The organism is Paraburkholderia guartelaensis (genome assembly GCF_004353905.1).
Classification (GTDB): Bacteria; Pseudomonadota; Gammaproteobacteria; order Burkholderiales; family Burkholderiaceae; genus Paraburkholderia; species Paraburkholderia guartelaensis.
Genome location: NZ_SMOD01000072.1, coordinates 1 through 22,641 on the forward strand (window position 1 = coordinate 1; position 22,641 = coordinate 22,641).

The 22,641-nt window shown below is 64.0% G+C and carries 22 protein-coding genes, 1 tRNA gene and 2 pseudogenes; 17 read left to right on the plus strand and 8 right to left on the minus strand.

Annotation, left to right across the window (positions count from 1 at the left end; all coding sequences use genetic code 11):
* Positions 1 to 206: pseudogene (locus tag E1N52_RS44680) on the minus strand (hypothetical protein); the annotation flags it as partial.
* Between the two features lie 385 nt (positions 207 to 591).
* Here E1N52_RS44680 and E1N52_RS40925 point away from each other — a divergent pair.
* From E1N52_RS40925 to E1N52_RS40935, 3 genes are all read left to right on the plus strand, one after another.
* Positions 592 to 906 carry a DUF4148 domain-containing protein gene (locus E1N52_RS40925; RefSeq protein ID WP_133190595.1) on the plus strand — a complete coding sequence of 105 codons (315 nt, stop codon included), beginning with the start codon at positions 592 to 594 and terminating at the stop codon, positions 904 to 906.
* 201 nt (positions 907 to 1,107) lie between these two features.
* On the plus strand, positions 1,108 to 2,214 hold the full coding sequence (locus E1N52_RS40930) for an NAD(P)/FAD-dependent oxidoreductase (protein WP_133190597.1): 1,107 nt from the start codon (positions 1,108 to 1,110) through the stop codon (positions 2,212 to 2,214).
* A 216-nt stretch (positions 2,215 to 2,430) separates the two neighbouring features.
* On the plus strand, positions 2,431 to 2,742 hold the full coding sequence (locus E1N52_RS40935; protein WP_028203157.1) for a high-potential iron-sulfur protein: 312 nt from the start codon (positions 2,431 to 2,433) through the stop codon (positions 2,740 to 2,742).
* Positions 2,743 to 2,825: 83 nt separating this feature from the next.
* Here E1N52_RS40935 and E1N52_RS40940 read toward each other — a convergent pair whose 3' ends face one another.
* Both E1N52_RS40940 and E1N52_RS40945 read right to left on the minus strand, forming a co-directional pair.
* Positions 2,826 to 4,340, minus strand: a complete 1,515-nt coding sequence (locus E1N52_RS40940; RefSeq protein WP_133190599.1) for an amidase — start codon at positions 4,338 to 4,340, stop codon at positions 2,826 to 2,828.
* A 190-nt stretch (positions 4,341 to 4,530) separates the two neighbouring features.
* Entirely contained in the window at positions 4,531 to 5,229 is a 699-nt protein-coding gene (locus E1N52_RS40945; RefSeq protein WP_133190601.1) for a dienelactone hydrolase family protein, read from the minus strand.
* Between the two features lie 266 nt (positions 5,230 to 5,495).
* On the opposite strand from E1N52_RS40945, the gene E1N52_RS40950 reads away from it, so the two are divergent.
* Positions 5,496 to 6,638, plus strand: coding sequence for an NAD(P)H-dependent flavin oxidoreductase (locus tag E1N52_RS40950; protein WP_133190603.1), 1,143 nt, complete (start codon positions 5,496 to 5,498; stop codon positions 6,636 to 6,638).
* A 570-nt stretch (positions 6,639 to 7,208) separates the two neighbouring features.
* Complete coding sequence (locus tag E1N52_RS40955) at positions 7,209 to 8,354, plus strand: branched-chain amino acid ABC transporter substrate-binding protein (protein ID WP_133190605.1); 1,146 nt, start codon at positions 7,209 to 7,211, stop codon at positions 8,352 to 8,354.
* Between the two features lie 115 nt (positions 8,355 to 8,469).
* On the opposite strand, the gene E1N52_RS40960 is transcribed toward E1N52_RS40955, so the two are convergent.
* Entirely contained in the window at positions 8,470 to 9,828 is a 1,359-nt protein-coding gene (locus tag E1N52_RS40960) for an MFS transporter (protein ID WP_342777955.1), read from the minus strand.
* Positions 9,829 to 9,850: 22 nt separating this feature from the next.
* Between E1N52_RS40960 and E1N52_RS40965 the strand changes: the two genes are divergently transcribed.
* The 3 genes from E1N52_RS40965 (at position 9,851) to E1N52_RS40975 (ending at position 12,720) form a co-directional block, all read left to right on the plus strand.
* The gene (locus E1N52_RS40965; RefSeq protein WP_133190609.1) at positions 9,851 to 10,519 is read left to right on the plus strand and encodes a HugZ family pyridoxamine 5'-phosphate oxidase; all 669 of its coding nucleotides are present in this window, start codon (positions 9,851 to 9,853) and stop codon (positions 10,517 to 10,519) included.
* A 415-nt stretch (positions 10,520 to 10,934) separates the two neighbouring features.
* Entirely contained in the window at positions 10,935 to 11,243 is a 309-nt protein-coding gene (locus tag E1N52_RS40970; protein ID WP_091993872.1) for an H-NS histone family protein, read from the plus strand.
* Positions 11,244 to 11,538: 295 nt separating this feature from the next.
* Positions 11,539 to 12,720 carry a cation diffusion facilitator family transporter gene (locus tag E1N52_RS40975; protein WP_133190611.1) on the plus strand — a complete coding sequence of 394 codons (1,182 nt, stop codon included), beginning with the start codon at positions 11,539 to 11,541 and terminating at the stop codon, positions 12,718 to 12,720.
* Between the two features lie 62 nt (positions 12,721 to 12,782).
* On the opposite strand, the gene E1N52_RS40980 is transcribed toward E1N52_RS40975, so the two are convergent.
* The 3 genes from E1N52_RS40980 to E1N52_RS40990 form a co-directional block, all read right to left on the minus strand.
* The gene (locus tag E1N52_RS40980; RefSeq protein WP_174479506.1) at positions 12,783 to 13,253 is read right to left on the minus strand and encodes an Lrp/AsnC family transcriptional regulator; all 471 of its coding nucleotides are present in this window, start codon (positions 13,251 to 13,253) and stop codon (positions 12,783 to 12,785) included.
* 77 nt (positions 13,254 to 13,330) lie between these two features.
* Positions 13,331 to 13,963: a 3'-5' exonuclease family protein gene (locus E1N52_RS40985; RefSeq protein WP_028203150.1), complete on the minus strand. Its 633-nt coding sequence runs from the start codon at positions 13,961 to 13,963 to the stop codon at positions 13,331 to 13,333.
* 14 nt (positions 13,964 to 13,977) lie between these two features.
* On the minus strand, positions 13,978 to 14,622 hold the full coding sequence (locus E1N52_RS40990; RefSeq protein ID WP_133190613.1) for an MBL fold metallo-hydrolase: 645 nt from the start codon (positions 14,620 to 14,622) through the stop codon (positions 13,978 to 13,980).
* 769 nt (positions 14,623 to 15,391) lie between these two features.
* Here E1N52_RS40990 and E1N52_RS40995 point away from each other — a divergent pair.
* A complete protein-coding gene (locus tag E1N52_RS40995; RefSeq protein ID WP_133190615.1) occupies positions 15,392 to 15,991 on the plus strand; it encodes a septal ring lytic transglycosylase RlpA family protein in 600 nt (199 codons plus the stop codon).
* 162 nt (positions 15,992 to 16,153) lie between these two features.
* Here the strand turns inward: E1N52_RS40995 and rsmI are convergent, their stop codons facing one another.
* Positions 16,154 to 17,056, minus strand: a complete 903-nt coding sequence (gene rsmI / locus E1N52_RS41000; protein WP_133190617.1) for a 16S rRNA (cytidine(1402)-2'-O)-methyltransferase — start codon at positions 17,054 to 17,056, stop codon at positions 16,154 to 16,156.
* Between rsmI and E1N52_RS41005 the strand changes: the two genes are divergently transcribed.
* From E1N52_RS41005 to E1N52_RS41040, 8 genes and pseudogenes are all read left to right on the plus strand, one after another.
* On the plus strand, positions 17,055 to 17,582 hold the full coding sequence (locus E1N52_RS41005; protein WP_133190619.1) for a YraN family protein: 528 nt from the start codon (positions 17,055 to 17,057) through the stop codon (positions 17,580 to 17,582). The genes rsmI and E1N52_RS41005 overlap by 2 nt on opposite strands.
* A gap of 113 nt (positions 17,583 to 17,695) precedes the next feature.
* Positions 17,696 to 18,283, plus strand: a complete 588-nt coding sequence (locus E1N52_RS41010) for a phosphoheptose isomerase (protein ID WP_133190621.1) — start codon at positions 17,696 to 17,698, stop codon at positions 18,281 to 18,283.
* 28 nt (positions 18,284 to 18,311) lie between these two features.
* Positions 18,312 to 19,094 (plus strand): BON domain-containing protein, encoded by a 783-nt coding sequence (locus E1N52_RS41015; RefSeq protein ID WP_133190623.1) that lies wholly within the window; start codon positions 18,312 to 18,314, stop codon positions 19,092 to 19,094.
* The gene (locus tag E1N52_RS41020) at positions 19,094 to 19,429 is read left to right on the plus strand and encodes a c-type cytochrome (RefSeq protein WP_133190625.1); all 336 of its coding nucleotides are present in this window, start codon (positions 19,094 to 19,096) and stop codon (positions 19,427 to 19,429) included. Before E1N52_RS41015 ends, E1N52_RS41020 begins: the two co-directional genes overlap by 1 nt.
* A 67-nt stretch (positions 19,430 to 19,496) precedes the next feature.
* Positions 19,497 to 19,572: transfer RNA gene (locus tag E1N52_RS41025), tRNA-Ala, on the plus strand.
* Between the two features lie 166 nt (positions 19,573 to 19,738).
* Positions 19,739 to 20,311, plus strand: a complete 573-nt coding sequence (locus E1N52_RS41030; protein WP_133190627.1) for a tyrosine-type recombinase/integrase — start codon at positions 19,739 to 19,741, stop codon at positions 20,309 to 20,311.
* An 809-nt stretch (positions 20,312 to 21,120) separates the two neighbouring features.
* Entirely contained in the window at positions 21,121 to 22,038 is a 918-nt protein-coding gene (locus E1N52_RS41035; protein WP_246089439.1) for an FtsK/SpoIIIE domain-containing protein, read from the plus strand.
* Positions 22,039 to 22,398: 360 nt separating this feature from the next.
* A pseudogene (locus E1N52_RS41040) lies at positions 22,399 to 22,641 on the plus strand (IS256 family transposase); the annotation flags it as partial.

Here is a 22,641-nt window from a genome sequence, read left to right on the forward strand (position 1 = left end):
GGTGGAGGCGTCACGGCGCGTGAGGTCGGCGGCGGGGGAGGCGGCGGTGGCGGGGGTTCCGCCGGTGCTTGCGTGCCCGGCAGGATGGGCGGTTCCGAAGGCGTCGCATAACCCGGCTGCGCCGTGGTTTGCGCCAGCGCGCACACGCTCGTTCCCGCGAGGGCGGCGGACAGCAGCAGGGCGAGGCAATGTTTCCACAACTTCATATAGGAGGCTCCGTGCACGGCGCCGTGCGAGGCGACAGTGTCGGCAACGCTACGGCGGGGCGGGTACGTTCTGACCATCGATCCTATACCGGGTTCGCAAACGCCGGACCGCAGCGGTTCATCAGAGATGGGGACGCGGCAGGCGCGCTTCAACCATCGTGCGTCGAGGGATTGGTTATTGAAGCGCAACAAACATAAATCTGTTGAGGTGTTTTGTCGGAAATTGTTGTCGTGGCTGCAACGCTGACTTGTTCCTTATCGGGATGGTTTTTCGATAGCCCGTGTTTACACTGGCTTCCACGTGCCCAACACGTTGTTCGGATTCCGCCGGCTGGCCAGCATCGGTTGCAAAGCTTGCCGGGCATCGCCTCGAAGGAGCATCGCCATGAAGAAGTCCGTTACGCTTGCCGCCCTGCTGGTCAGCGCCGCCACCGCCTTTGCTGCTGCGCCCGCATTCGCCGGGGGCGATACGGCGACGCCGGCGGTTCAATCGCTTCCCGTCGCGGTGGTCGCCACGAACAACGCTCCGAAAACGCGCGCCGAAGTGAAGGCTGAGCTGGCCAGCGCCCGTGCTCACGGCGAACTGAGTCTGGACCCGAATTCGCCGGCTTACCCGCAGCAATACGCGATGGGCGGCTATACCGCGCCTCGCGAGCAGGTCACGACGGGCTTCTTGCACACTCGCAACGCCGCCAACTGACGCTTCGGCCGGCGCGCAGCGACGGTCCTTCTCTGTTCCCTTCCGCTCTTTCCTTGCGAGAGTCTGGCGTAGCCTCCCCGCCGGGCGGCGTACAATTTTTGTCAGACGGCGGCGCGCGTTGAGCGCCGCCCACCCCATGGCAGAGAGGATCGCGGTGCGGCTGGCTTGCCTGCCGGCGCTGCGAAGGCGGGACGCAGGGACATGGACCAGATCGAATGCGTGGTGATCGGCGCGGGCGTGGTCGGCCTCGCCATAGCGCGTGCGCTTGCCGCGCGCGGGCGCGAGGTGATCGTGCTCGAAGCCGCCGAGGCCATCGGCACCAGCACCAGTTCGCGCAATAGCGAGGTCATCCACGCCGGGCTCTACTACCCGCGCGGCTCGCTCAAGGCCACGTTGTGCGTGCGCGGGCGCGAAATGCTCTACGAGTACTGCGCGTCGCACAATGTCACGCACGCGCGCTGCGGCAAGCTGCTCGTCGCCACGGCGGCGAACCAGATTCCGCAACTCGAGGCGATTCGGGCGCGCGGCAAGGAAAACGGCGTGTTCGACCTCACGCGCATCAGCGGCAGCGAGGCGCTCGCGCTCGAACCGGCGCTCGAATGCGTCGCGGCCGTGTACTCGCCGCAAACCGGCATCGTCGACAGCCATCAGCTCATGCTCGCGCTGCAAGGCGACGCCGAGCGCGACGGCGCCGTGATCGCGCTGAAGTCGCCGGTCGAGTCGATCGATGCGCTGGGCAGCGGCTTCACGGTGCGAACGGGCGGCGCCGCGCCGATCGACATCCGCGCCACTTGCGTCATCAATAGCGCAGGCCTGTATGCGACGAAGCTCGCCAAACGCATTCGCGGGCTCGACGCGCGCCACGTGCCGCCGTTCTATCTGGCGCGCGGCAATTACTTCAGCGTTTCGGGTCGCGTACCGTTCTCGCGTCTCATCTACCCGATGCCCAACGACGCCGGCCTCGGCGTGCATCTCACGCTCGATCTGGGCGGCCAGGCGCGTTTCGGCCCCGACGTCGAATGGATCGATGCGGTCGATTACGACGTCGATCCCCGCCGCGCCGATTCCTTCTACGCACAGATCCGCACCTACTGGCCGGCGCTGCCCGACGGCGCGCTGCAGCCGGCCTACGCGGGCATCCGCCCGAAGCTCTCGGGGCCTGGCGAACCCGCCGCCGACTTCATGATCCAGGGCGCGGCTTCGCACGGCGTGCGCGGCCTCGTGAACCTGTTCGGCATCGAGTCGCCGGGGCTCACGGCTTCGCTTGCGATCGCGCAGCGCGTGTGCGAGATGGCTTCGTTCGATTGATCGGGTTTTGGGCCTTTCTTGCGCCCTTATTGCGCCGAGCGGCATCATGCCGCTCACTTATCTCCAGCATTGCAGCGTCACCGGGGCTTGCTTCGTTGTTAAGCTTCTTCGCGACGCCGCCACCAGAGCGGCTCAGAGGCATGCGCGGCACGCGCCACACAATAGCGCCGCGCGAAAACCCAGCGAACGAATCGCCACAATACTGGAGTGAGTCACATGAAATCTTCCCGCCGCAGCTTTCTGATCACGAGCATCGGCGTCGCTTCGACGCTCGCGCTTTCGCGCCAGGCCTTCGCCGACGCGCCCAAGGCTGCCGAATCCGATCCCACCTCCCAGGCGCTCGGCTACAAGCTCGACGCGACCAAGGTCGACAAGGCGAAATTCGCGAAGTACGCCGCCGGCCAGGACTGCAGCAACTGCACGTTCTATCAGGGCAAGGCGACCGACGCGTTCGCGCCGTGCCCGATGTTCGGCGGCAAGCAGGTCGCAGGCAAGGGCTGGTGCAGCGCCTATAACAAGAAGGCGTAATGAATCGGCGCGGGTGGTGCAGGGCGTAGACCCCACACGCTTCGCTGCCCGCGCACGTCGTTCAGAAAGGAAGCGCAGGCGCGCTAGAGCCGCGCCTGCAGCAACGGCGGCCGACGGTTGAACCACGGGCGCGCCGCCTCCAGTTGCGCCGCGAGACGCAGCAACAACGCGTCGTTGCCCTCGCGCGCGGCGAACTGAACGCCTATCGGCAGCCCACGAGCGTTCCACGAGAGCGGCACCGACATCGACGGCTGGCCCGTCAGGTTGAAAAGCTCCGTGCAGCCCGCCCACGCGAACGCCTTGTTCGAGGCTTCGGTCAGCAGCTTTCTCATCAGCATTTCCACCGGCATGGCCGTGACCGCGCGCATCTGGATCCGCTCGCTCTGGCTTGGCTTCAGTTCGCCGATTTTCACCGGCGGCGCCGCGAGCGTCGGGCACAGCAGCACGTCGTAGCGCTTCATCAGGTCGGAGAGCTGCGCCGTGATGCGCTGCTGCACGTCGAGCGCCGCGGGAAGCTCGCGCTCGCCGAGCTTCTGGCCGATGTGCGCCATGGCCCAGGTCGCGATCTCGAACTCCCGGCGGTGCGGCTTCGTGCCCGTGATGTCGTCCGCGTGCAGCACGTACTGCTCGGCCACCACCGACCACAGCATCAGGAACGCCTCGCGCGCCTGTGCGTAATCCAAGGGCAGCGAAAAAGGCTCCACGCGATGGCCGAGCGACGTGAGCAGTTCGGCGGCATCGTCGAGCGCGCTGCGCACTTCCGGCGCGAGCGTGTCCGCGAACATCGGCTCGGTCAACAGCGCGATGGCTAGCGGCTTCGATCCGTCGAGCGGCGCGCGCGCGGCGGCGAGAAAGGTGCCGGGCGCGCCGGTGGGCAGCGCGGGGTCGCCGGCGATCAGGTCGAGCATCAGCGCGCTGTCACGCACGCTGCGCGAAACCGCGAGATCGACGCCCAGCGCGCCGGGCGGCGGCGGCACGTCGGACGCCGGCTGGAACGCGCGCGACGGCTTGAAGCCGAAGAGTCCGCAGCACGACGCCGGAATGCGGATCGACCCACCGCCGTCGGACGCATGCGCGAGCGGCACGATGCCCGCCGCGACCGAGGCGGCCGCGCCGCCGCTCGAGCCGCCGGGCGTGTGATCGAGGTTCCACGGGTTGCGGCAGGGGCCGAACAGCTCGGGTTCGGTGTAGGGCATCTGCCCGAGTTCCGAGGCGCTGGTCTTGCCGAAGATGTTCAGGCCTGCCGCGCGAAAACGCGCGACCACGGGCGCGTCGGCGGTGGGAACGTAGTGGCGGTAATGGCGGCTGCCGAGCGTCATGCGCAGCCCGGCCACCGCCGCGCCGAGGTCCTTCACGAGAAACGGCACGCCCGCGAGCGGCCCTTCGCTCAGCGTGTTCACGCCGTTGCCGGACGCCTCGATGCGCAGCGCGCGCTCGCGCGCCGCTTCATAGTCCTTGAGGACGATGGCGTTGATCGCGGGATTGGTGGCTTCCGCGCGGGCGATGGCGGTGTCGAGCAGCTCGCGCGCGCTCACCTCGCGGCGGCGCACGAGATCGGCGAGGCCGATGGCGTCGTATTCCAGATAGTCGGACTGCAAGGCGCGCACTCCTCGTCGTCGGGTTGGGTCCGGGCGTAAGCGATACGGCTACGCAAGGAGTGTAAGCGGGCGGCGCGCTCGCCGGGTTTGTCGTTGCGCGCGCATCGATACGCCAAGGCGTGTGCGTGCAACGACAGACGGGCGGCGGCGAGGCTTCAACGCCACCGCCGCCGCCCGCGAGACAACGGTATTACAGATGCTCGGCGAGGAAGCTCAGCGTGCGGCCGTGCGCGAGCGCCGAAGCGTGCTGATTGTACGAGGCGCGCACCGAGCAGTTGAAGCCGTGATCGGCGTTCGGGTACAGGTGGAACTCGGCGTTCGGGCGGCCCGCGAAGCGCTCCTTCACCTGGCCCACCGCCGACAGCGGAATGCCGTGATCGAGCTCGGCGTAGTGGAAGAGGATCGGCTTCGTGACCTTGTCGGCGAGATCGAGCTGATTCTGGATGCCGCCGCCGTAGTAGGACACCGCCGCATCCACCGAACCGCTGGCGGCAGCAAGGTAGGCAAGACGGCCGCCGAAGCAGTAGCCGATCGCCGCAACCTTGCCCGTGCACTCGGGCAGCGCGTGCAGTGCGGCCGCCGTCGCGGCGATGTCGTCGACCACGAGGTTGACGTCCGTCTTCTGCATGAGCGCGATGCCGCGATCGCGGTCCGCGCCCACGTATTCGAGTTCGACGCGCGGGGCTGCGCGCCAGAACACGTCGGGGGCGATCGCCACGTAGCCGTCGAGCGCGTATTGCTCGACGACGTCGCGGATGTGCCCGTTCACGCCGAAGATCTCCTGCAGGATGACGATGCCCGGACCCTTGCCGCCCTTGGGCAGCGCGAGGTACGCGCCGAAGCTGTCATCGCCGGCGGGAATGTCGATCCATTTGGTCGAAACGCTCATGTTGCTTCTCCGTCTTCATCAATGAGTCATGCGACGCGCCGCAGCGCTCAGGCAGGCGGCTCGCACACTGCCCGCAGCGCGTCGCGAAATCGGGGAGCCAGTTTGCCATAGGCCCTTGAACCTCTGCAGCGCACGCCACGGAAACCTCGTTCTCGCAAGCGGATCGTAATGATCTCGATTATTCATTTTTCGGGCGCGAGGGCTTTGGCTAGAGTCGGTAGCGATTTGTACCGTCATCGCTCATTCAGCCATACAAGGATCGCGTCATGAGTTCTGCTCCCGCGCTGCGCACTTCGCCCGACTTTTCCACCCCGTTCAGCCGCCGTTTCGGTTTGCGCCTGCCGCTCGTGCAGGGCCCGATGGCTGGCGGGCCGACGACGCCCGCGCTCGTCGCGGCGGTGTCGAATGCGGGCGGGCTCGGCTTTCTCGCCGGGGCCGCGCTCGCGCCCGAAAAGATCGCGAGCGAAGTCGCCGCGATTCGCGCGCTCACGGACAAGCCCTTCGGCGTGAACCTGTTCGTGCTCGACCCCGCGAATCCCGACGAAGCCACCGTGCGCCGCGCGCTTGAAGCCATCGATCCGGTGGCCGCGCAGCACGGCTTGCCGCCCGGTGAGGCGCTCGCACGTTACGCGCCCGACTTTCGCGCGCAACTGGACACGGTGATCGAGCTGCGCGTGCCGGTGGTGAGCTTCACATTCGGCCTCTTGCCCAAGGCCGATGTCGAACGCCTGCACGCTGCGGGCAGCTACGTGATGGGGACGACGACGCACGTGGCCGAAGCCCTCGCGTGGCGCGACGCGGGTGCGGATGCGATCGTCGCGCAAGGCGCCGAAGCGGGCGGGCACCGCGGCACGTTCATCGGCGAGGCGCCGCATGCGCTCGTCGGCACGATGGCGCTGGTGCCGCAACTCGCGGATGCAGTCGAGGCAGCCGGCCTGCCGGTGCTCGCGGCGGGCGGCATCATGGACGGGCGCGGTATCGTCGCGGCGCTCGCGCTGGGCGCGCAAGGCGTGCAGATGGGCACTGCGTTTCTCGGCTGCGCGGAAAGTGCGATTCCCGCCGACTGGAAGGCGCGGCTGCGTGCGTCGACGGATACCGCGACTTCGGTCACGCGCGCGATCACCGGGCGTCACGCGCGCGGCATTCGCAATCCGCTCATGCAGCAACTCGAGGCACGGCCCGAGACGGTCGCGCCGTACCCCGTGCAAAACGCGCTCACGCAGCCGTTGCGCCAGCGCGCGGCGCGCGAGAACGACGGCGATTATCTTTCGCTGTGGTCGGGGCAGGGCGCACCGCTTTCGCGCACGCGCGAGGCAGGTCTTGGCGCCGCGCAAATCGTCGCTGCACTCGATGCCGAATGGCGTGCGCTTTTGAGCAAACTACTCGGCAAACTCAGTCCCGACGCGTGAGGCACCTCGCCGCACGAGATGCGAGTCCGCAACGCATCGGCGTCCGAAATTAATCGAATGCTTACTTGAACCGGCACGCGCAAAAAAGCGCGTGCCGGACGCCTTCGCGACTCGCAAACGTTATCGCGAATGCGAGGGATTTTCATATGGTCGCAACGCGTCCTGGTGTATTCCCGGAACGCCTGCGCTAACACACCAATAACTCCCGTCAAATAATCTCAAAAACGATTCGCGCGGGACCCCTCAGGGAATATCCCAGTAATTGGATCCAAAGTCGGGATGCCTTATTACATAAGGCTTGCGGCCGATTGATCAGGGTTTCGAACCATTCTTGCAGTACGCATATTGGTACTCGCACCAATATCTGAAAAAAATCCCCCAAATTAATTTGATCACCTACACTTGCGCGCAAGTATGGATGGGCGGCCCGCCATGAACGGGCCATTCGACATGCTGGCCAGGTGCATCAAGGATGCATCCTGCGTGGTCGTCCGCACGGGGAGCGACACGTTCGGGGCGCGGGAGCACTGGGCGATTACGTAGCTTTTGGGTTCGAAACTGGAGACTTACATGACTATCAAGCTTCACAAGCTGTTGCCGATCAGCGCTGCGGCCATTATGTTCGCGTCGTTCGCAACGGCAGCGAGCGCAGACGTTACGGTCAAGATTGGCCACGTCGCGCCGCTTACGGGTGGGATTGCGCACCTCGGTAAAGACAACGAAAACGGCGCACGTCTCGCAGTCGAAGAGATCAACGCGAAGGGCCTCGTGATCGGCGGCCAGAAGGTCACGCTCGTGCTCGACGCACAAGACGACGCAGCTGACCCGCGCACGGCCACCCAGGTCGCGCAGAAGCTCGTCGACGACAAGGTCGTTGCCGTCGTCGGCCACCTGAACTCGGGCACGTCGATCCCGGCATCGAAGATCTACAGCGATGCAGGCATCGTGCAGATCTCGCCGTCGGCCACGAACCCGGCCTACACGCAACAAGGCTTCAAGACGACCTACCGTGTCGTGGCGACGGACGCCCAGCAGGGCCCGGCGCTCGCGAACTACGCGGCGAAGAACCTGAAGGTCAAGACCGTTGCTGTGGTCGACGACTCGACGGCTTATGGCCAGGGTCTCGCGAACGAATTCGAGAAGACCGCCAAGTCGCTCGGCATGAACGTGCTGTCGCATGACGCGACGAACGACAAGGCCGTGGACTTCCGCGCCATTCTGACGAAGATCAAGGGCGAAAACCCCGACGCGATCATGTACGGCGGCATGGACGCCACGGGCGGCCCGTTCGCCAAGCAAGCCAAGCAGCTTGGCCTGCGCGCGAAGGTGCTCGCGGGTGACGGCGTCTGTACCGACAAGCTGGCCGACCTCGCCGGCGACGCGACCGACAACATCGTGTGTTCGGAAGCCGGCATGGCGCTCGAAAAGATGCCGGGCGGCAAGGAATTCGAAACCAAGTTCGAGAAGCGCTTCGGCCAGCCGATCCAGATCTACGCTCCGTTCACGTATGACGCTGTGTACATCATCGTCGACGCAATGAAGCGTGCGAATTCGACGGATCCGGCAAAGATCCTCGCCGAAATGCCGACGACGGACTACAAGGGCGTGATTGGCGAGACGACCTTCGATTCGAAGGGCGACCTCAAGCACGGCGTGATTTCGCTGTACAACTACAAGTCGGGCAAGAAGTCGCTGCTCGACGTCGTGAAGATGTAAATCGCGCCTGGCGCGTATTTACTGATTTCGCTCACGCGATTGGAAAAGCCCGCGGGTTTCGGCCCGCGGGCTTTTTTTGTTTGGAGCGGCGCGAGGCGCGGTTATCGATGCGCTTTCAGATCCCCAGCCGCCGCAGCACCTTCGGCCCCGCGAACGCCACGAGGGCCGCGCACAACGCCACGACGGCGAGCCCGACCGTGAGATTGGTCACCTGGGTGATGCCGCCGATCACCACCGGCCCGAACAGCAAACCGAAATAGGCGATGCCCGCGACGTGCGCGAGCCCTTCGGCCGCGTGGATGCCTTTCACGCGCGCGGCGGCCGCGAACAGCACCGGCATCATGTTGGCGAGGCCGAGGCCCATCAGCGTGAAACCCGTGAGCGCGGTGAACGAGAACGGTAGCAGCAGCGCGCCGATCATGCCCGCGCACGCGAGCGAGGCGCTCGCCATCACGAGCTGCGGCGCGCCAAAGCGCGCGCGCACGGCGTCACCGGCGAAGCGCGCCGCGGCCATGCCGCCCGAGAACGCCGCGTAGGCCGCGCTGGCTAGCGCAGGCGTGGAAAGCACCACGTCGCGCATGTAGACCGTGGCCCAGTCGTACATCGCGCCTTCGGCGATCAGGGCGATGAGCGCAATGCCGCCGAGCGCCCAGAGTGCCGGCGTGCGCCAGCGGTTGCCGGTTTTTGCGTGCTCGCCGTGCGTGGCGTGCGGCACGTGCGGCAAGACGGCCGGGCACGAGACGAAGAGCACGAGCGCCGCAAGCGCCGACGCGAGAAAGAGATGCAGCGCCGGCGCCATGCCGCGCGCGAGCAGCGCGCCGCCAATCGCCGCGCCCGCCATGCCGCCCAGGCTGAACATGCCGTGCAGCCCGGACATGATCGGCTTGGCGACGGCCTCTTCCACGGCGCTCGCTTCGGCGTTCATGGCGACGTCGAGCGTGGCCATGCCCACGCCGAAAAAGGCGAGCACGACGATCAGCATCCAGTAATAAGGGACGACCAGGATCAGCGCGCCGCACACGGACATCGTCAGGCCGCCCGTGAGGCAGGCGCGGCGCGAACCCACGCGCGCGATCCAGCCGCCGATGGTCGTCATCGCGGCAATCGAGCCACCCGCGACCGCGAAGAGCGCATACGAGAGCAGCGCCGGGCTCAGATGAAACTTGTCGCGCACGGTCGGCACGTGCACGCCCCACGACGCGTACATCATGCCGGCGACGAAAAAGAGCGCCATGGTCGCGATGCGCGCGCGATGGCGCGTGGCGGCGGGCAGCGCCCGATGATGGGCGGTTGGGCTCGCGACGGCGAGGGCGGGATCGGTCGGTCGGTCGGACACGGGAATTCCGGGCAGAAGGAGAAGGAAAAGAAGGGACCAGGAAGGCGCCTGAAAGCAAACGATGATTCTAACGAAGGTGCGAGTGGCCTGTCGCAGCGCGTTGGCCGAGCCAGCTGCTCTAATATCGGCAGAATCCATCGTTCGATTCGAGGATGCGCCCTTGAAGATTCCCGCTCACGCGCCGCTGCATCTGCTGCACCAGGCGCCCACCGGCACGCTCGCTACGCACTCGCGCGAGCCACGCGGTTTCCCGTATCCGACGCTGCTGCCGTTCGCTGTCGACGCGCGGCACCGTCCGGTGATCCTCGTGAGCCGCCTCGCCGAGCACACGCGCAATCTGCTCGACGACCCGCGCGCGGGCTTTCTCGTCGCGCATGCGAACGACGCAGACGTGCTGAACGCGCCGCGCGCCACGCTGCTCGGCCGCTTCGAGGCGGTCGAGGCGGCGGCGAATGAGGCGCTGGCGCGGCGTTACGTGCGCTATCACCCCGACGCCGAGCGTTATCTCGCACTCGGCGACTTCACCTTCTGGGTCATGCATATTGAGCGGCTGCGCTATATCGGCGGGTTTGGCGCGATGGGCTGGATGGACGGCGCCGATCTCGACGCACTGGAGCCACTCGCTCCCGCCGAGGAAACCACGCTGATCCGCTTTTTCGAAACGCACCCCGCGCGGCGCGCCGGCCTGGATCTCGCAGGCGTGGATCGCTACGGCGCCGATCTCGTGATCGACGGCACCCGCATGCGCTTCGTTTTCGATGCGCCGCAGTCAGATTTGCAATCCTTGCATGCGGTGCTAGCAGATTGCATTGAGCGTCATACGCAATGACGGGTTTTTCCGCCTCATGCGGGCGTTATCCGCCGGTGTATATAGCGTGTTGCCTCATGCTGCCTTGCAGCAACCGGGTTTCTGTCCCCGTTGATTCGCTCAAAGTTGTCATGCGATGAAATGTTTGACGGTTTTCAACGCATTTAATTTTCATCCGCTGCTAATTATGAGATGTGGATTTATCTGGCAAATACGACATTTAGTAAAAATACCGATTTGCACGAAATGACAATGAGTTAGGCGCTTGCTGGAAGCCAGTGGATTGGAAATCTGGTTTTAATTATTTTTACGGCTTACGCGCATCCCGACATTCAAATTTGTGTTAATCTCGCCACCGATTTCCGAGGCACGTATCTATCAATCGGCATACTGACGCGAGATCAGTAGCCATTAAGATCAAACCACAAGGGCACCTATGTCTTCCTACAAGGAACTTCTCGCTCAGCGAGAGAAGCTGGAAAAGCAGATTGAAGAGGCGAAGGCTCGCGAATATGCCGAGGTCCTCGATGAAATCAAGCAAAAAATGGCCGACTACGGCATTACCCTGGCTGAACTCGGTGGCGGCCGCGCCAACGCCAAAGCCGCGAAGGCAGCCAGCCGTTCGCGTGCGAGCGTCGCGCCGAAATATCGCGATCCCGATAGCGGCAGCACGTGGTCGGGCCGCGGCAAGCCGCCGCGCTGGATCGCCGGTCAAGACCGCGATCGTTTTCTGATCCAGAAGTAAATCAACTTATCAGCGGCGCGTTTGAACGCGCTGTGCAAGAGTGGAAGCAGGAGCGGAGTCAGGCGAGGTATCTCCTGATTCTCGAAAACAAGAAGCCGCGCAGTCCGGGGACGCGAGGCTTTTTGATTTTCTGCGCCAAGTGCGATTGGTTCGAACGGTATCGACGGCGCGAATGAGAATGCTTCCTGGTATTGTAGGCATCTGATTTAAAAGAGATTTTTAGGGCTATCCATAAAATCGTCGCACACAGTCGCTACAATCGCGGTTATTCCCTAATTTGCTCTCTCGCCGCGCAATGACTTCTTCCGCCGCCCCGCCGTTATCCGATAAACACGAGGTCGCGCGCCGCACGACCTGGGTCAGCGTTGCCGTCAATAGTGTTCTGGTGGTGCTGCAAATCGTCATTGGCGTGTTTGCGCATTCGCAGGCGTTGATCGCCGATGGCGTTCATTCGCTGGCCGATATCGTTTCCGACTTCGTCGTGCTGCTGGCCAACCGGCATAGCGGCGCAAAGCCGGACGCCGATCATAACTACGGCCACAGCCGTTATGAGACGGTCGCGTCGTTATTCCTTGGCGCATTATTGATTGCGGTGGGCGTCGGCATGCTGGTGCGCGCCGGCACGCGCATCATGAATCTCGGCGATATTCCCGCGCTGCACGTGAGCGCGCTGGTCGTCGCACTCCTCGTGCTGGTTTCCAAGGAAGGTCTCTTTCGCTACATGCTGCGCGAGGCACAGCGCGTGCGCTCGGCCATGCTGATCGCCAATGCGTGGCATGCGCGCTCGGACGCGGCTTCGTCGCTCGTCGTGGCGATCGGCATTGTGGGCAGCCTCGCGGGCGTGCGGCTGCTCGATCCGATCGCGGCGGCCATCGTCGGCTTCATGGTCGCGCGCATGGGCTGGGTGTTCGGCTGGGACGCGCTCCAGGACCTCTCCGACCGCGCGCTCGACGAAGCCACCGCCGCTGACTTGCGCGCGCTGCTGATGGGCACGCCGGGCGTGCTCGACGTGCACGAGATGCGCACACGCAAGACGGGAGACCTCGCGCTCGTGGATGCGCACATCCTCGTCGATCCGCTGATTTCGGTTTCGGAAGGGCACTACATCGCGGAGACGGCGCGCGCGCGCCTGCTCACCGATTCACGCGTGTTCGATGCGCTGATTCACGTCGATCCCGAAGACGACATGCACGTGCGGTCCGTGGCCAACCTGCCTGCGCGCGACGATGTCGCCAAGCGCCTGCGAAACGCGCTGGCGGAGCATGACGTGCACATCGAAGGTATCACGCTGCACTACCTGAGCACGGGCCTGGAGATTCAGGTGGTGCTGGCCGCGGCGGACGACGCGCGCCGCGCGGCCTCGGTGGACCTCGAAGCGCTGCGCGCGAGCCTCGGCGCGAGCAAGCTCGACGTGATGCAGTCGGTCGATGCACATGGCGCGCTGGCCGTGCCCGTCAAACCGCGCGAGGCGCATTGAATCTCGCCACGCGGGTTGGCACGCGAACGGCGCGGCAGTGAAGCCACCGCGCCGTTATCGCTTCACAGCGGCAATTGCGTATCGAACTTGATTTCCCGCAGCACGACGCTCGTGCGCACCTGCGCCACGGCGGGAATGCGGAAGATGCGCTCGTGCAGGAAGGCGTCGTAGGCCTTGATGTCGGGCGCAACGATCTTGAGGATGTAGTCCGATTCGCCCGTGGTGCTGTAACACTCGGTGACTTCGGGACAGGTGGCGATCTCGCGCTCGAAGGCTTCGACGCCGCCTTCGGTGTGGCGCGTGAGATGGATATGCGCGAGCGCGCAGACGTGCAGGCCAAGCTTCTCGCGATCGAGCAGCGCCGTGTAGCGCTGGATCACGCCCGACTGTTCCATGTCCTTGATACGGCGCCAGCAAGGCGTGCTGGAAAGCCCCACCTGGTCGGATATTTCCTGCACCGAGCGGCGCGCGTCGAGCTGCAGCAGGCGCAGGATCTTCTGAGAGAACGTATCGAGTGTCAACTGCGCCTCCATTGCGTCGCTGTATTCCTGAATGTTAGAGGCCAGGAGAACAGAACGCAATGCGAAGCGCAGATGATGAGGGAGATTACCTAATTTGCCGGAGTGCTTGCGGCGTTTTGCCCTGAGTCGTCCCCATCAGCGGCGAGCGCGGCTTGCTGTGCGCGCAGGTCGGCCAGCATGTTGCAGAAGAGGGCGCCTTGCTCGATCGCGTCGTCGAGGGCAACGTGCGTGTGCGGATGATCGTCGAACCAGTGCTTCGGAAAGCGCGGCTTGATGCACTTGCGGTACGGCAGGCCCGTCATCGCGAAGGCGAGCGTCTTGATGTCGAGCGCCGACCACGAGAACGGACAACGTCCGGCGAAGCGCATCATGTACCAGAACATGAAGGTGAAATCGAAGCCCGCCGGCATCGCCACGAACACCGGCTTGCCGGGCAGCGCCTCCACCCATTCCACATAGGCGACGAGCGCTGCCGCCGGGTCTTGCAGATCCTTGCGGCACGCGGCCCAGGCCTCGGGCTGCGTCTCCCACCAGGCGGCCTGCACCGGATGCGGCGCCGCGCCTTCGAGCATCTCGAGATTGGCCGAGAACGTGGCGATCAAACGCTTGTCGGCGGTGTACGCCGCCGAAGCGAAACTCAGCATCGAATGCGGGCCGGGAATGGGACCATCGGCCTCGACGTCGGTGCTGACGTAAATCTCCTCAATAGCGGCTTGATTCATCGTACTTTTCACTCTCATCCAGGTACGCCATCTGCGACGTAGGGGTTGGAGCGGCGCTCCTCGCCGAATGTCGAAACGGGGCCATGGCCCGGCACGAACGTGACGTCGTCGCCCAGCGGCCAGAGCTTTTCGCGGATCGAACGGATCAGATCCGCATGATTGCCGCGCGGGAAGTCCGTGCGGCCGATCGAACCCGCGAACAGCACGTCGCCGACCGTGGCGACGCGGTGCTTGCGGCTGAAGAAGATCACATGACCCGGCGTATGCCCGGGGCAGTGATAGACCTCGAGTTCCTCGCTGCCAAAGCGCACCGTGTCGCCGTCGTGAAGCCAGCGCGTGGGCTCGAATGCCTCGGCGTGACCGAAGCCGAAGCGCACGCTTTGCTGCGGCAACTGGTCGATCCAGAAGCGCTCGTCTTCCTGCGGGCCTTCGATCGGCACGCCGAACTTTGTGGCGAGCGCCTTCGCGCCGGCGCAGTGGTCCAGGTGGCCATGGGTGAGCAGCACCTTTTCCAGCTGCACGCCCTGGCGCTCGATCTCGGCTTCGATGTGTTCGAGGTCACCGCCTGGATCGACGACAGCGGCGCGGTTCGTCGTTTCGTCGACGAGCAGCGAGCAGTTTTGCTGGAACGGCGTGACGGGAATCAGCGTGACTTTCATGCGGGGATCGTGGGGTTCGGGTCTCGCGGGGCGGGCGCAGCGATGTTTCGATATCGACGTTGCGCGCCGGTGGCCCCAGCCAAAGGATCGATTGTACCGGGGTGCAGGAAGCGCCGCCGACGCTGCTCGCGACGGCCTCAATCCCTTGTCTGACAAGGGATGCGGCGGCGCAAGACGAACGGCTTTGTTACATCAATAGTGAAAAATCATGGAGATTTGTGGGGCAGAGGCGTGACAGGAATAACTTTTGGGTATAATGCGACCCATCACGCACGGAATTCGTGCTTTCAAAGGGCGGTGTGACCTTCGCAAAAAAACAGGTCGCATACATCGCCGTCAAGCAGTGCTGTCGTTCAAGGCGGGCCGAAACAGGCTGCCTTACAAGATAGCAAATCAGGTGTCGATCCGTTCGACGCCGCACGTCTTGCCCAGCCAGGTGCCACGCGCCTGCAACGGCCTACATGCCGTGACGCTGGGTGGGGCCTACGCCGCCGTTCCTGTGCGCCGAGAGTTTCCGGCGTGCCTGAACGAGTTTCATCGTTCGATGGCGGCATGTGGGGTCTGGTCAGGCTGCCGGGGACAGGTTGCGCCAGACGTGAAAGATAACTAGCGGTTAGCGGCTTATTAGGGCTGCATCCGGGCATTGGCACGCGCTCGCCTTTTTCATTCCAGGCGAGCGATGGCGAAGCTTTGCCCGCGACCGCCGAAGCCTTTCCGACAACGCGCACACATGGCGCGGGACAGGCTTCGAGAACGTGATGGCAATGTTATGAACCTTAGACTGACTCGACGACGACTCGGGAGTCTTGCAGCCGTGTCCATTTTGGCCGGTTGCGCCGTGCCGCCTGCCCAGCAGGACCAGGCATCCAGCGACGCCCTTCGCACGAAGGACGCGGCTTTCATCGCGCCGCAGGGCTACGGCTCCGCGCTCGCTGCGCTGCCCGCATCGGGCACCGCCAAGGACAACTCGCTCGCGAACGCCGAGGCGATCGACGAGAACAGCCCGGACGTCCACTCGTTCCACCAGACGGGTCGTGCCTCATGGTACGGCCGCGCGTTCCACGGCCGTCGCACCGCAAGCGGCGAGCGCTTCAACATGAAGGCGCTCACGGCTGCGCACCGCACGCTGCCGCTCGGCTCGTATGTGCGCGTGAGCGTGCCCGGCACGTCGAAGTGGGTGGTGGTGAAGATCAACGACCGTGGCCCGTACGCACGTGGCCGTGTGCTCGACCTCTCGTATGCCGCCGCCAAGCTCCTTGGCGTGCAGCACGCGGGTACGGCGAAGGTGGACATCGAAGGCCTCACGCGCCAGGAAGCGAAGGCCGCGCAAGCGGATATGCTTGCCGCGAACTCGAACATCGATCACTAAGCGGTCTCGTTTGGGCGTGGCGCTGAGTGCGCCGCGACGCGCCCGAGATTGAACCGCCTGGCAGAGTTGGATGCATACGCGAAGGGCCGCCTGATTGACTCAGGCGGCCCTTCGGTTTTTTCCGGCTCGTGCTTTTGATTTTGACTGTTGTCGGCTCGCGCTTCAGTCGTCCGCTTCGTCCCCGCCTTCATCCTTCAATTCCAGCGCCCGCGCGTAAAGCGCATTGCGCGACGCGCCCGTGAGCGCCGCCGCGATCTTCGCCGCGCCCTTCACCGGCACTTCCTGAAGCAGCACGCGCAAGAGCGCGTCGTGATCGGCTTCGCCTTCTGGCTGCTCGCTTGCGCCTTCCACCACCAGCACGAACTCGCCGCGCTGACGGTTCGCATCCGCTGCGAGCCACGCTGGCGCTTCGGCCAGGGTGCCGCTCCAGAGTGACTCGTGTAGCTTCGTCAATTCGCGGGCGATGAGGATGCGGCGCGCCGGACTGAATGCATCGGCGATCGACTGCACGGTTTCGACGATGCGATGCGGCGCTTCGTAAAACACCATCGCGTGCGTATGCGAGGCCAGCGGCTGCAATGCGGCTGCGCGCTGCTTGGGCTTGGGCGGCAGAAAACCGAGGAACGTGAAAGTCGAGATCCAGTCGCCGGCAGCGGAAAGCGCCGTCGCGAGCGCGCTCGCGCCAGGCAGCGGCACGACGTTCAGGCCGGCGGCGCGCACGGCATCTACTAGCTTGGCGCCCGGATCGGAAATGCCGGGCGTCCCCGCGTCGGAGACGCAGGCCACGCGCTCGCCCGCGCGCAGAAACTCGATTACGCGCTGCGCCGCTTCGCGCTCGTTGTGCTCATGCACGGCGACGAGCGGCTTCGAAATGCCGTAGCGCGCCAGGAGCTGGCCGGTGTTGCGCGTGTCTTCGGCGGCGATGCGATCGACGAGGCCGAGCACGTGCAGCGCACGCAAGGTGATGTCGGCGACGTTGCCGATGGGCGTGGCCACGACGTACAGCGTGGCGGCCGGATACTGCTGGGCCTGTGCGAGTTCGAAGGGGGACGAGAGGGACGTCATGACACGCAACGCGCGAAAGCAGGAAAAGAGGCCGACATTGTGCCACGCGGGCGCGAGCACACCCGAGGGAAGCGGCGCGAACGAATGTGCACGCGTCGACAACTTTTACGCGCGAGCGCAGTCGAATGTCCAACGCCGCGCAACAGGCGCGCGTTTCGAGGCGCACGCACTGGCGTTTTTGCGTCGCGAGCGCCTGGAGCTGGTCGCGCGAAACGTGAATTGCCGCGGCGGCGAACTCGATCTCGTGATGCGCGAGCGCGACGGCACGCTGGTTTTCGTGGAAGTGCGTGCTCGCGCGCGGCCGGAATTTGGCGGCGCGGCGGCGAGCGTGGGGTGGCGCAAACAGCAGCGCGTGCTGCGCGCGGCGCGCTACTTTCTCGCGACGTGGCGCGCCGCCGATGCGAACGGCGAAGCGCACACGCAAGCGCGAACGACGCCCGCGTGCCGCTTCGACGTGATCGCGTTCGAGAGCGGCCGGCTCGTGTGGCTGCGCGACGCGTTTCAACCGGAAGCCCACGAGAGCTAAAACTTACGCAATGGAAAGAAGGGTGAAAATGAACGCCCTCGAGTGCGCTAAACTTGCGGCACGCCGCACCACGCGGAAATTTTGCGATACCCGCAGTACAGATTAGAGAGTCGATGTCCGTCGAACGCATTCAACAGCACTTCCGCGATAGCGCAGCCACTACGCTCGCGGCCATGGAAACCCTGGCGGTCCCGATTGCCGCCGCGGTCGATACGATGTTCGCCGCGCTCGCGAACAGCAACAAGATTCTCGCGTGTGGCAATGGCGGATCCGCCGCCACCGCCCAGCAACTCGCCGCCGAACTGATCGGCCGGTTCGAGCGTGAACGCCCGGGCCTGCCCGCGCTCGCGCTGACCACCGACGCCTCGGTGCTCACCGCCGTAGCCAACGACTACGCGTACGAACAGGTATTCGCGAAGCAGGTGCGCGCGCTCGGCCAGCCCGGCGACGTGCTGCTCGCCATCTCGACCTCGGGCAACTCCGTGAACGTGCTGGCCGCCATTCAGGAAGCGCACGAGCGCGAAATGGTCGTGATCGCGCTGACCGGCAAGGGCGGCGGCGACGTGAACAGCGTGCTCGCCGATACCGACATCCAGCTGTGCGTGCCGAGCGATCGCACGGCGCGTGTTCAGGAAGTGCATCTGTTAACTATTCACTGCCTTTGCGACGGCATCGACGCGATGCTGCTGGGCGAAGACTGACACCGTAAGACGAAGAGAGGGGAAGTTGATGAGCAGATACGGCATGACGCGCGCGCTGGCACGGACCACGCTGACGATCGGCTTCGCAGCCTCGCTCTGCGCAAGCCTGCAGGGCTGCTTCCTGGCACTGGCGGGCGCGGCGGGCGGCACAGCGCTGGTGGCAACCGACCGCCGCACGGTGGGATCACAAACCGAAGACCGCGAGATCCAGGTGAAGGCGCTCGCCGATCTCGGCAAGCAACTGCCCGATACGGCGCACGTGAACGTGGCGGTGTTCAACCAGCGCGTGCTGATCACGGGTGAAGTACCCGACGACGCCTCGAAGCAGAAGGCCGAGAGCATTGTGCGAGCCGTGACGAACGTTGCATCGATCGTCAACGAGCTGGCGGTGCAGCCGGCCAGCTCGTTCTCCGACCGCGCGAACGACTCGTACCTCGAAGGACGCGTGAAGGCGGAACTGATTGCCTATAAGGGCATCTCCGCGAACAACTTCAAGGTGGTGAGCGAGCGTGGCACGATCTATCTGATGGGCCTCGTTACGCCGGATGAAGGCAATATCGCCGCCAACGCGACGGCCGGGGTGATGGGCGTGGCGCAGGTGGTGAAGTGCTACCAGTACATCGACGCGCAACAGGCGGCGGTGGCGACGGCGGCTGCTGCCAGTGCGCCGGCGGCGGCGCCTGCTGCTGATGCGCCGACGGTGGGGGCAGTGCCTGATGCGGGCGTGACCTCGCAGCCTATCGATCACCAGCCGCCCGCGCCCGTGACTAATTCGTCGGCTACGAAGCCGGGGAATACGGGGGCTTTGTGATGCGGTGGTTTGTTGGTGGGGTTGTGGTTGCTGCGGTTGGTCTTGGTCTCGCTTCGCCCGCTTTTGCTGCTGTGGCGGATGGGTTGAAGGTCGCTCAGGCGAATGCTTGCATGGGGTGCCATGCGGTGGATCGCAAGCTTGTAGGGCCGTCGTTTAAGGATGTCGCTACGAAGTACAAAGGCGATGCTGCTGCCCAGGCCAAGCTGGAGAAGAAGGTGCGGGACGGTGGGGCTGGGGTTTGGGGGGCTATTCCGATGCCGTCTCACCCGGGGATGAGCGCCGCCGATATCCATTCTGTCGTGACCTGGGTGCTCGCTGGAGCACCTTCGAAGTAGTTTTGCTTGGGGTCAAATTTGACGCTTGGCAAAACGGATTTTGTGTGTGTAGAATCGGTGGTTCGTTGGGGCGGTAGCTCAGCTGGGAGAGCGTCGCGTTCGCAATGCGAAGGTCGGGAGTTCGATCCTCCTCCGCTCCACCAAATTCAAGTCTGGCTAGGTCCAGCAAAAGGCCGGAAGCCCTTGTCACACAAGGCTTCCGGCCTTTTTTTACGTCTGAGGTCGTCCAACTGCATCTGTTGTTAAATCAGGCCGTTGGGGGCACCGTGGGGGAACCAGCTCGCTGCCCCCACAAACGGATGCCCCCAGATGCCATTCACTGACCTCGCCGTCAAAAATGCCAAGCCCATCGAGAAGACCCAGCGACTCTTGGACGCCGGTGGGCTGTATCTCGAAGTCTCAACCGCAGGCTCGAAACTGTGGCGCTTCAAGTACCGGTACGACCGGCGCGAGAAGCGCCTGTCGTTCGGCAAGTACCCCGACGTGACCCTGAAGGACGCGCGCAAGCTGCTAGCGAAAGATGTTGACCCGGGCGAGCACAAGAAGGTGGTGAAGGCAGCGAGGCTAGAGCGCGCGGCCAACAATTTCGAAGCCGTTGCCCGGGAATGGTACGAGAGGATGATGTCCGACAAGGCGGAGTCCCATCGCGTCAAGGTCATCGCGCGGCTCGAGAATGACATCTTCCCCTGGCTGGGCAAGCGACCGATATGTGACATCACCGCACCGGAGGTCCTCGCATGCCTGCGCCGAATTGAGCAGCGCGGTGCCCGCGACACGGCGCATCGCGCGATGCAGAATTGCTCCGCTGTTTTCCGGTACGCCGTGGTTATCGGGAGCAACCCGGCGGAACATCTCCGAGGTGCTTTGGGGCCTTATTTGTGAATATATGACGCGCACGTGAGTTGTGACTTGGTTTTTCGTCAAGTTCTGGGCAGGTGGCATCCCATAGCGTTCAGGGGCTGCCACTTGTTCGTGTTTACGGGACTAATCGTCTCGGTACGACTTATATCGACGGACCGGCTCCCGCTTGAATGACGGCAGGACTAGATTGGGATTGGCCTACGCCTTCATGGCCAGCCGCAGTCAATGCACGGCGCGCGTGTCGGATACATGGTCGCGGCTGGAAGTGTAGGTCGCAGGAGGGTGCAAGTTGCACACCTTCCAGCCAGCGAAGGATGCGTCCGCAAGCGCTGCTCGCAGCTGAACACGGCACTCGCCTAGTCAGCGAGCGAGACACTCAACCGAGGTTAGGACATGAGCCACTGCCTAACTCGCTTTGTAGGCGCCGTATAAGCGTGGTGTCTCTGCTGGCGAAATGATCGGCTTGGTCCTCAGTCGCTATTTGCTCGCGGAGGAGTTCAAGGCTTCCGCCGCTGGTGGCCAAGTACTGACTGCGTACTTTCTGCTCGACGACTACGCGAGCTGGTTGTCGCAACCTGAAAGTCGCATCGCCGACATCCTCGCGCTTAATGTCGAGGAGCGAGACGATGGAATCTGTGTCGTTATTTCGATCGTCGAGTCGAAGTATGTTGGGGCAGACGGATTGGCCAAGGCCCGTCGTGACTCTAAGGACCAACTGTTGGCAACGCTGGGCATGTTCCGCGAGGCCCTGTTCGGCGACCCGGGTCGCCTCGATCGCGACGTATGGCTCGCTCGCTTGGCGGATACTGACTACTCACGCGATCAACTTGGTGACGGTGCAGCCGAAACCAGGCGAGATAGTGGTGACAGTCGCCGGAGCGAAGAGGCAGGCGGTGTCGCTGTGGGAGTTGTGGTCCCGCCGCGAGCTCAATCGCAACGTCGCTGGCATAAACACTTCTTTCCTGCTCGGACTACAGGAGATCAACGGTGCGCTGCTGTATTTGAACCTTGGTTCTGAATTCGGCGGCCTCTCATCGCATGAGCCGCATTCACTGGTGGCCGGCGCGACGGGCAGCGGCAAGTCAGTGCTAATACAGGCACTGCTGTTGGACATCGCAGCGACAAACCCAAAAGAGCTGGCTCAGATCATCTTGATCGACCCCAAGATGGGCGTGGACTATGCCCCCTTGGCTGACTTGCCACACATGCGCGAAGAGATCGTCACGACCAAAGAGAGAGCATCCGAAGTTCTCGGGGCTTTGGTTGAGGAGATGGAGGACCGCTATCGGGCCTTCGCGAAGGCTAGGGCTCGCGATTTGCCGACCTATAACTCGAAGGTTTCGGCTGAGGAGCGGCTTCCAATGGTCTTCTTGGTTCACGACGAGTTCGCCGACTGGATGCTGGACGACGCCTATAAGTCCGCGGTGGGGGCCGCAGTTCAGCGCCTAGGAGTGAAGGCCCGCGCGGCCGGAATCCATTTGATCTTCGCGGCGCAGCGCCCTGATAAGGACGTGATGCCCATGCAACTGCGTGAGAACCTCGGCAACCGTTTGATCTTGAAGGTGTCCAGCGAAGCAACGTCCAAGATCGCGCTCGACAGGCCTGGAGCCGAATTGCTGTTGGGTCGCGGGCACCTAGCCGCCAAGCTTAACGGCGAGCAAGGTCTAGTCTTCGCTCAAGCTCCGTTCCTATCAGATCAAGACATCGAAGCGGCGGTGGCCGCCATCCGGGTCGATAACACTAACTAAAAAAGAGGAAGAGAAGAATATGCGGGCGCGAGCTGATGTAAAAACGGTGAGGCGATGGCGTGGAAAACTTGGCTGCTCGTTCGGGCCACGGACTGCATTAATGCGTCTTCGAATTATGGCTGAATCGATCGGCGTAGTGCGCAACCGCAAATGCGTGCGCGCAGTAGCGGAGAAGCCCCGCGACAGCTAAGTAGGAGAGTGGGTTGCCGCCAATGTCGGAACTGCCACCGCTACCCTGATCGACGTCGGATAGGAACGCTTCAAGCAAATGTTGGCTTTGGAGGCCTTCGGGAGCGTGGATCGTTGGGGCCTGTCATAAATTTTGTGTGTAAGGCATAACATGTAGCTCAAGGAGCATGTATGCCACGCAAACCCAAGACGTCCCCCGAGGCCCTGACGGCGTTGCCGTCCATTCCGAAGGAACTGATCGACCAGTTCGTGAAGGGGCCGATGACGGCCGAAGCGGTGCATGCCGCCTCAGCGGCGTTCAAGAAGGCGCTGATCGAGCGGGCGCTGGGCGCCGAACTTGGACACCATCTGGGCTATCCGGCCGGCGCCGTGCGGCCCGAGAACGCGACCAACCAGCGCAACGGCAAGAGCGGC

Coding starts and splice junctions, on each gene's coding strand:
- E1N52_RS41015 (WP_133190623.1), top strand. CDS start 18,312: ATGAGCAGATACGGCATGACGCGCGCGCTGGCACGGACCACGCTGACG.
- E1N52_RS40925 (WP_133190595.1), top strand. CDS start 592: ATGAAGAAGTCCGTTACGCTTGCCGCCCTGCTGGTCAGCGCCGCCACC.
- E1N52_RS40980 (WP_174479506.1), bottom strand. CDS start 13,253: ATGGAGGCGCAGTTGACACTCGATACGTTCTCTCAGAAGATCCTGCGC.
- E1N52_RS40935 (WP_028203157.1), top strand. CDS start 2,431: ATGAAATCTTCCCGCCGCAGCTTTCTGATCACGAGCATCGGCGTCGCT.
- E1N52_RS40960 (WP_342777955.1), bottom strand. CDS start 9,828: ATGGATTCTGCCGATATTAGAGCAGCTGGCTCGGCCAACGCGCTGCGA.
- E1N52_RS40990 (WP_133190613.1), bottom strand. CDS start 14,622: ATGAAAGTCACGCTGATTCCCGTCACGCCGTTCCAGCAAAACTGCTCG.
- E1N52_RS40950 (WP_133190603.1), top strand. CDS start 5,496: ATGAGTTCTGCTCCCGCGCTGCGCACTTCGCCCGACTTTTCCACCCCG.
- E1N52_RS41020 (WP_133190625.1), top strand. CDS start 19,094: ATGCGGTGGTTTGTTGGTGGGGTTGTGGTTGCTGCGGTTGGTCTTGGT.
- E1N52_RS40930 (WP_133190597.1), top strand. CDS start 1,108: ATGGACCAGATCGAATGCGTGGTGATCGGCGCGGGCGTGGTCGGCCTC.
- E1N52_RS41005 (WP_133190619.1), top strand. CDS start 17,055: ATGACACGCAACGCGCGAAAGCAGGAAAAGAGGCCGACATTGTGCCAC.
- E1N52_RS40945 (WP_133190601.1), bottom strand. CDS start 5,229: ATGAGCGTTTCGACCAAATGGATCGACATTCCCGCCGGCGATGACAGC.
- E1N52_RS40970 (WP_091993872.1), top strand. CDS start 10,935: ATGTCTTCCTACAAGGAACTTCTCGCTCAGCGAGAGAAGCTGGAAAAG.
- E1N52_RS40955 (WP_133190605.1), top strand. CDS start 7,209: ATGACTATCAAGCTTCACAAGCTGTTGCCGATCAGCGCTGCGGCCATT.
- E1N52_RS40985 (WP_028203150.1), bottom strand. CDS start 13,963: ATGAATCAAGCCGCTATTGAGGAGATTTACGTCAGCACCGACGTCGAG.
- rsmI (WP_133190617.1), bottom strand. CDS start 17,056: ATGACGTCCCTCTCGTCCCCCTTCGAACTCGCACAGGCCCAGCAGTAT.
- E1N52_RS40995 (WP_133190615.1), top strand. CDS start 15,392: ATGAACCTTAGACTGACTCGACGACGACTCGGGAGTCTTGCAGCCGTG.
- E1N52_RS41010 (WP_133190621.1), top strand. CDS start 17,696: ATGTCCGTCGAACGCATTCAACAGCACTTCCGCGATAGCGCAGCCACT.
- E1N52_RS40975 (WP_133190611.1), top strand. CDS start 11,539: ATGACTTCTTCCGCCGCCCCGCCGTTATCCGATAAACACGAGGTCGCG.
- E1N52_RS41030 (WP_133190627.1), top strand. CDS start 19,739: ATGCCATTCACTGACCTCGCCGTCAAAAATGCCAAGCCCATCGAGAAG.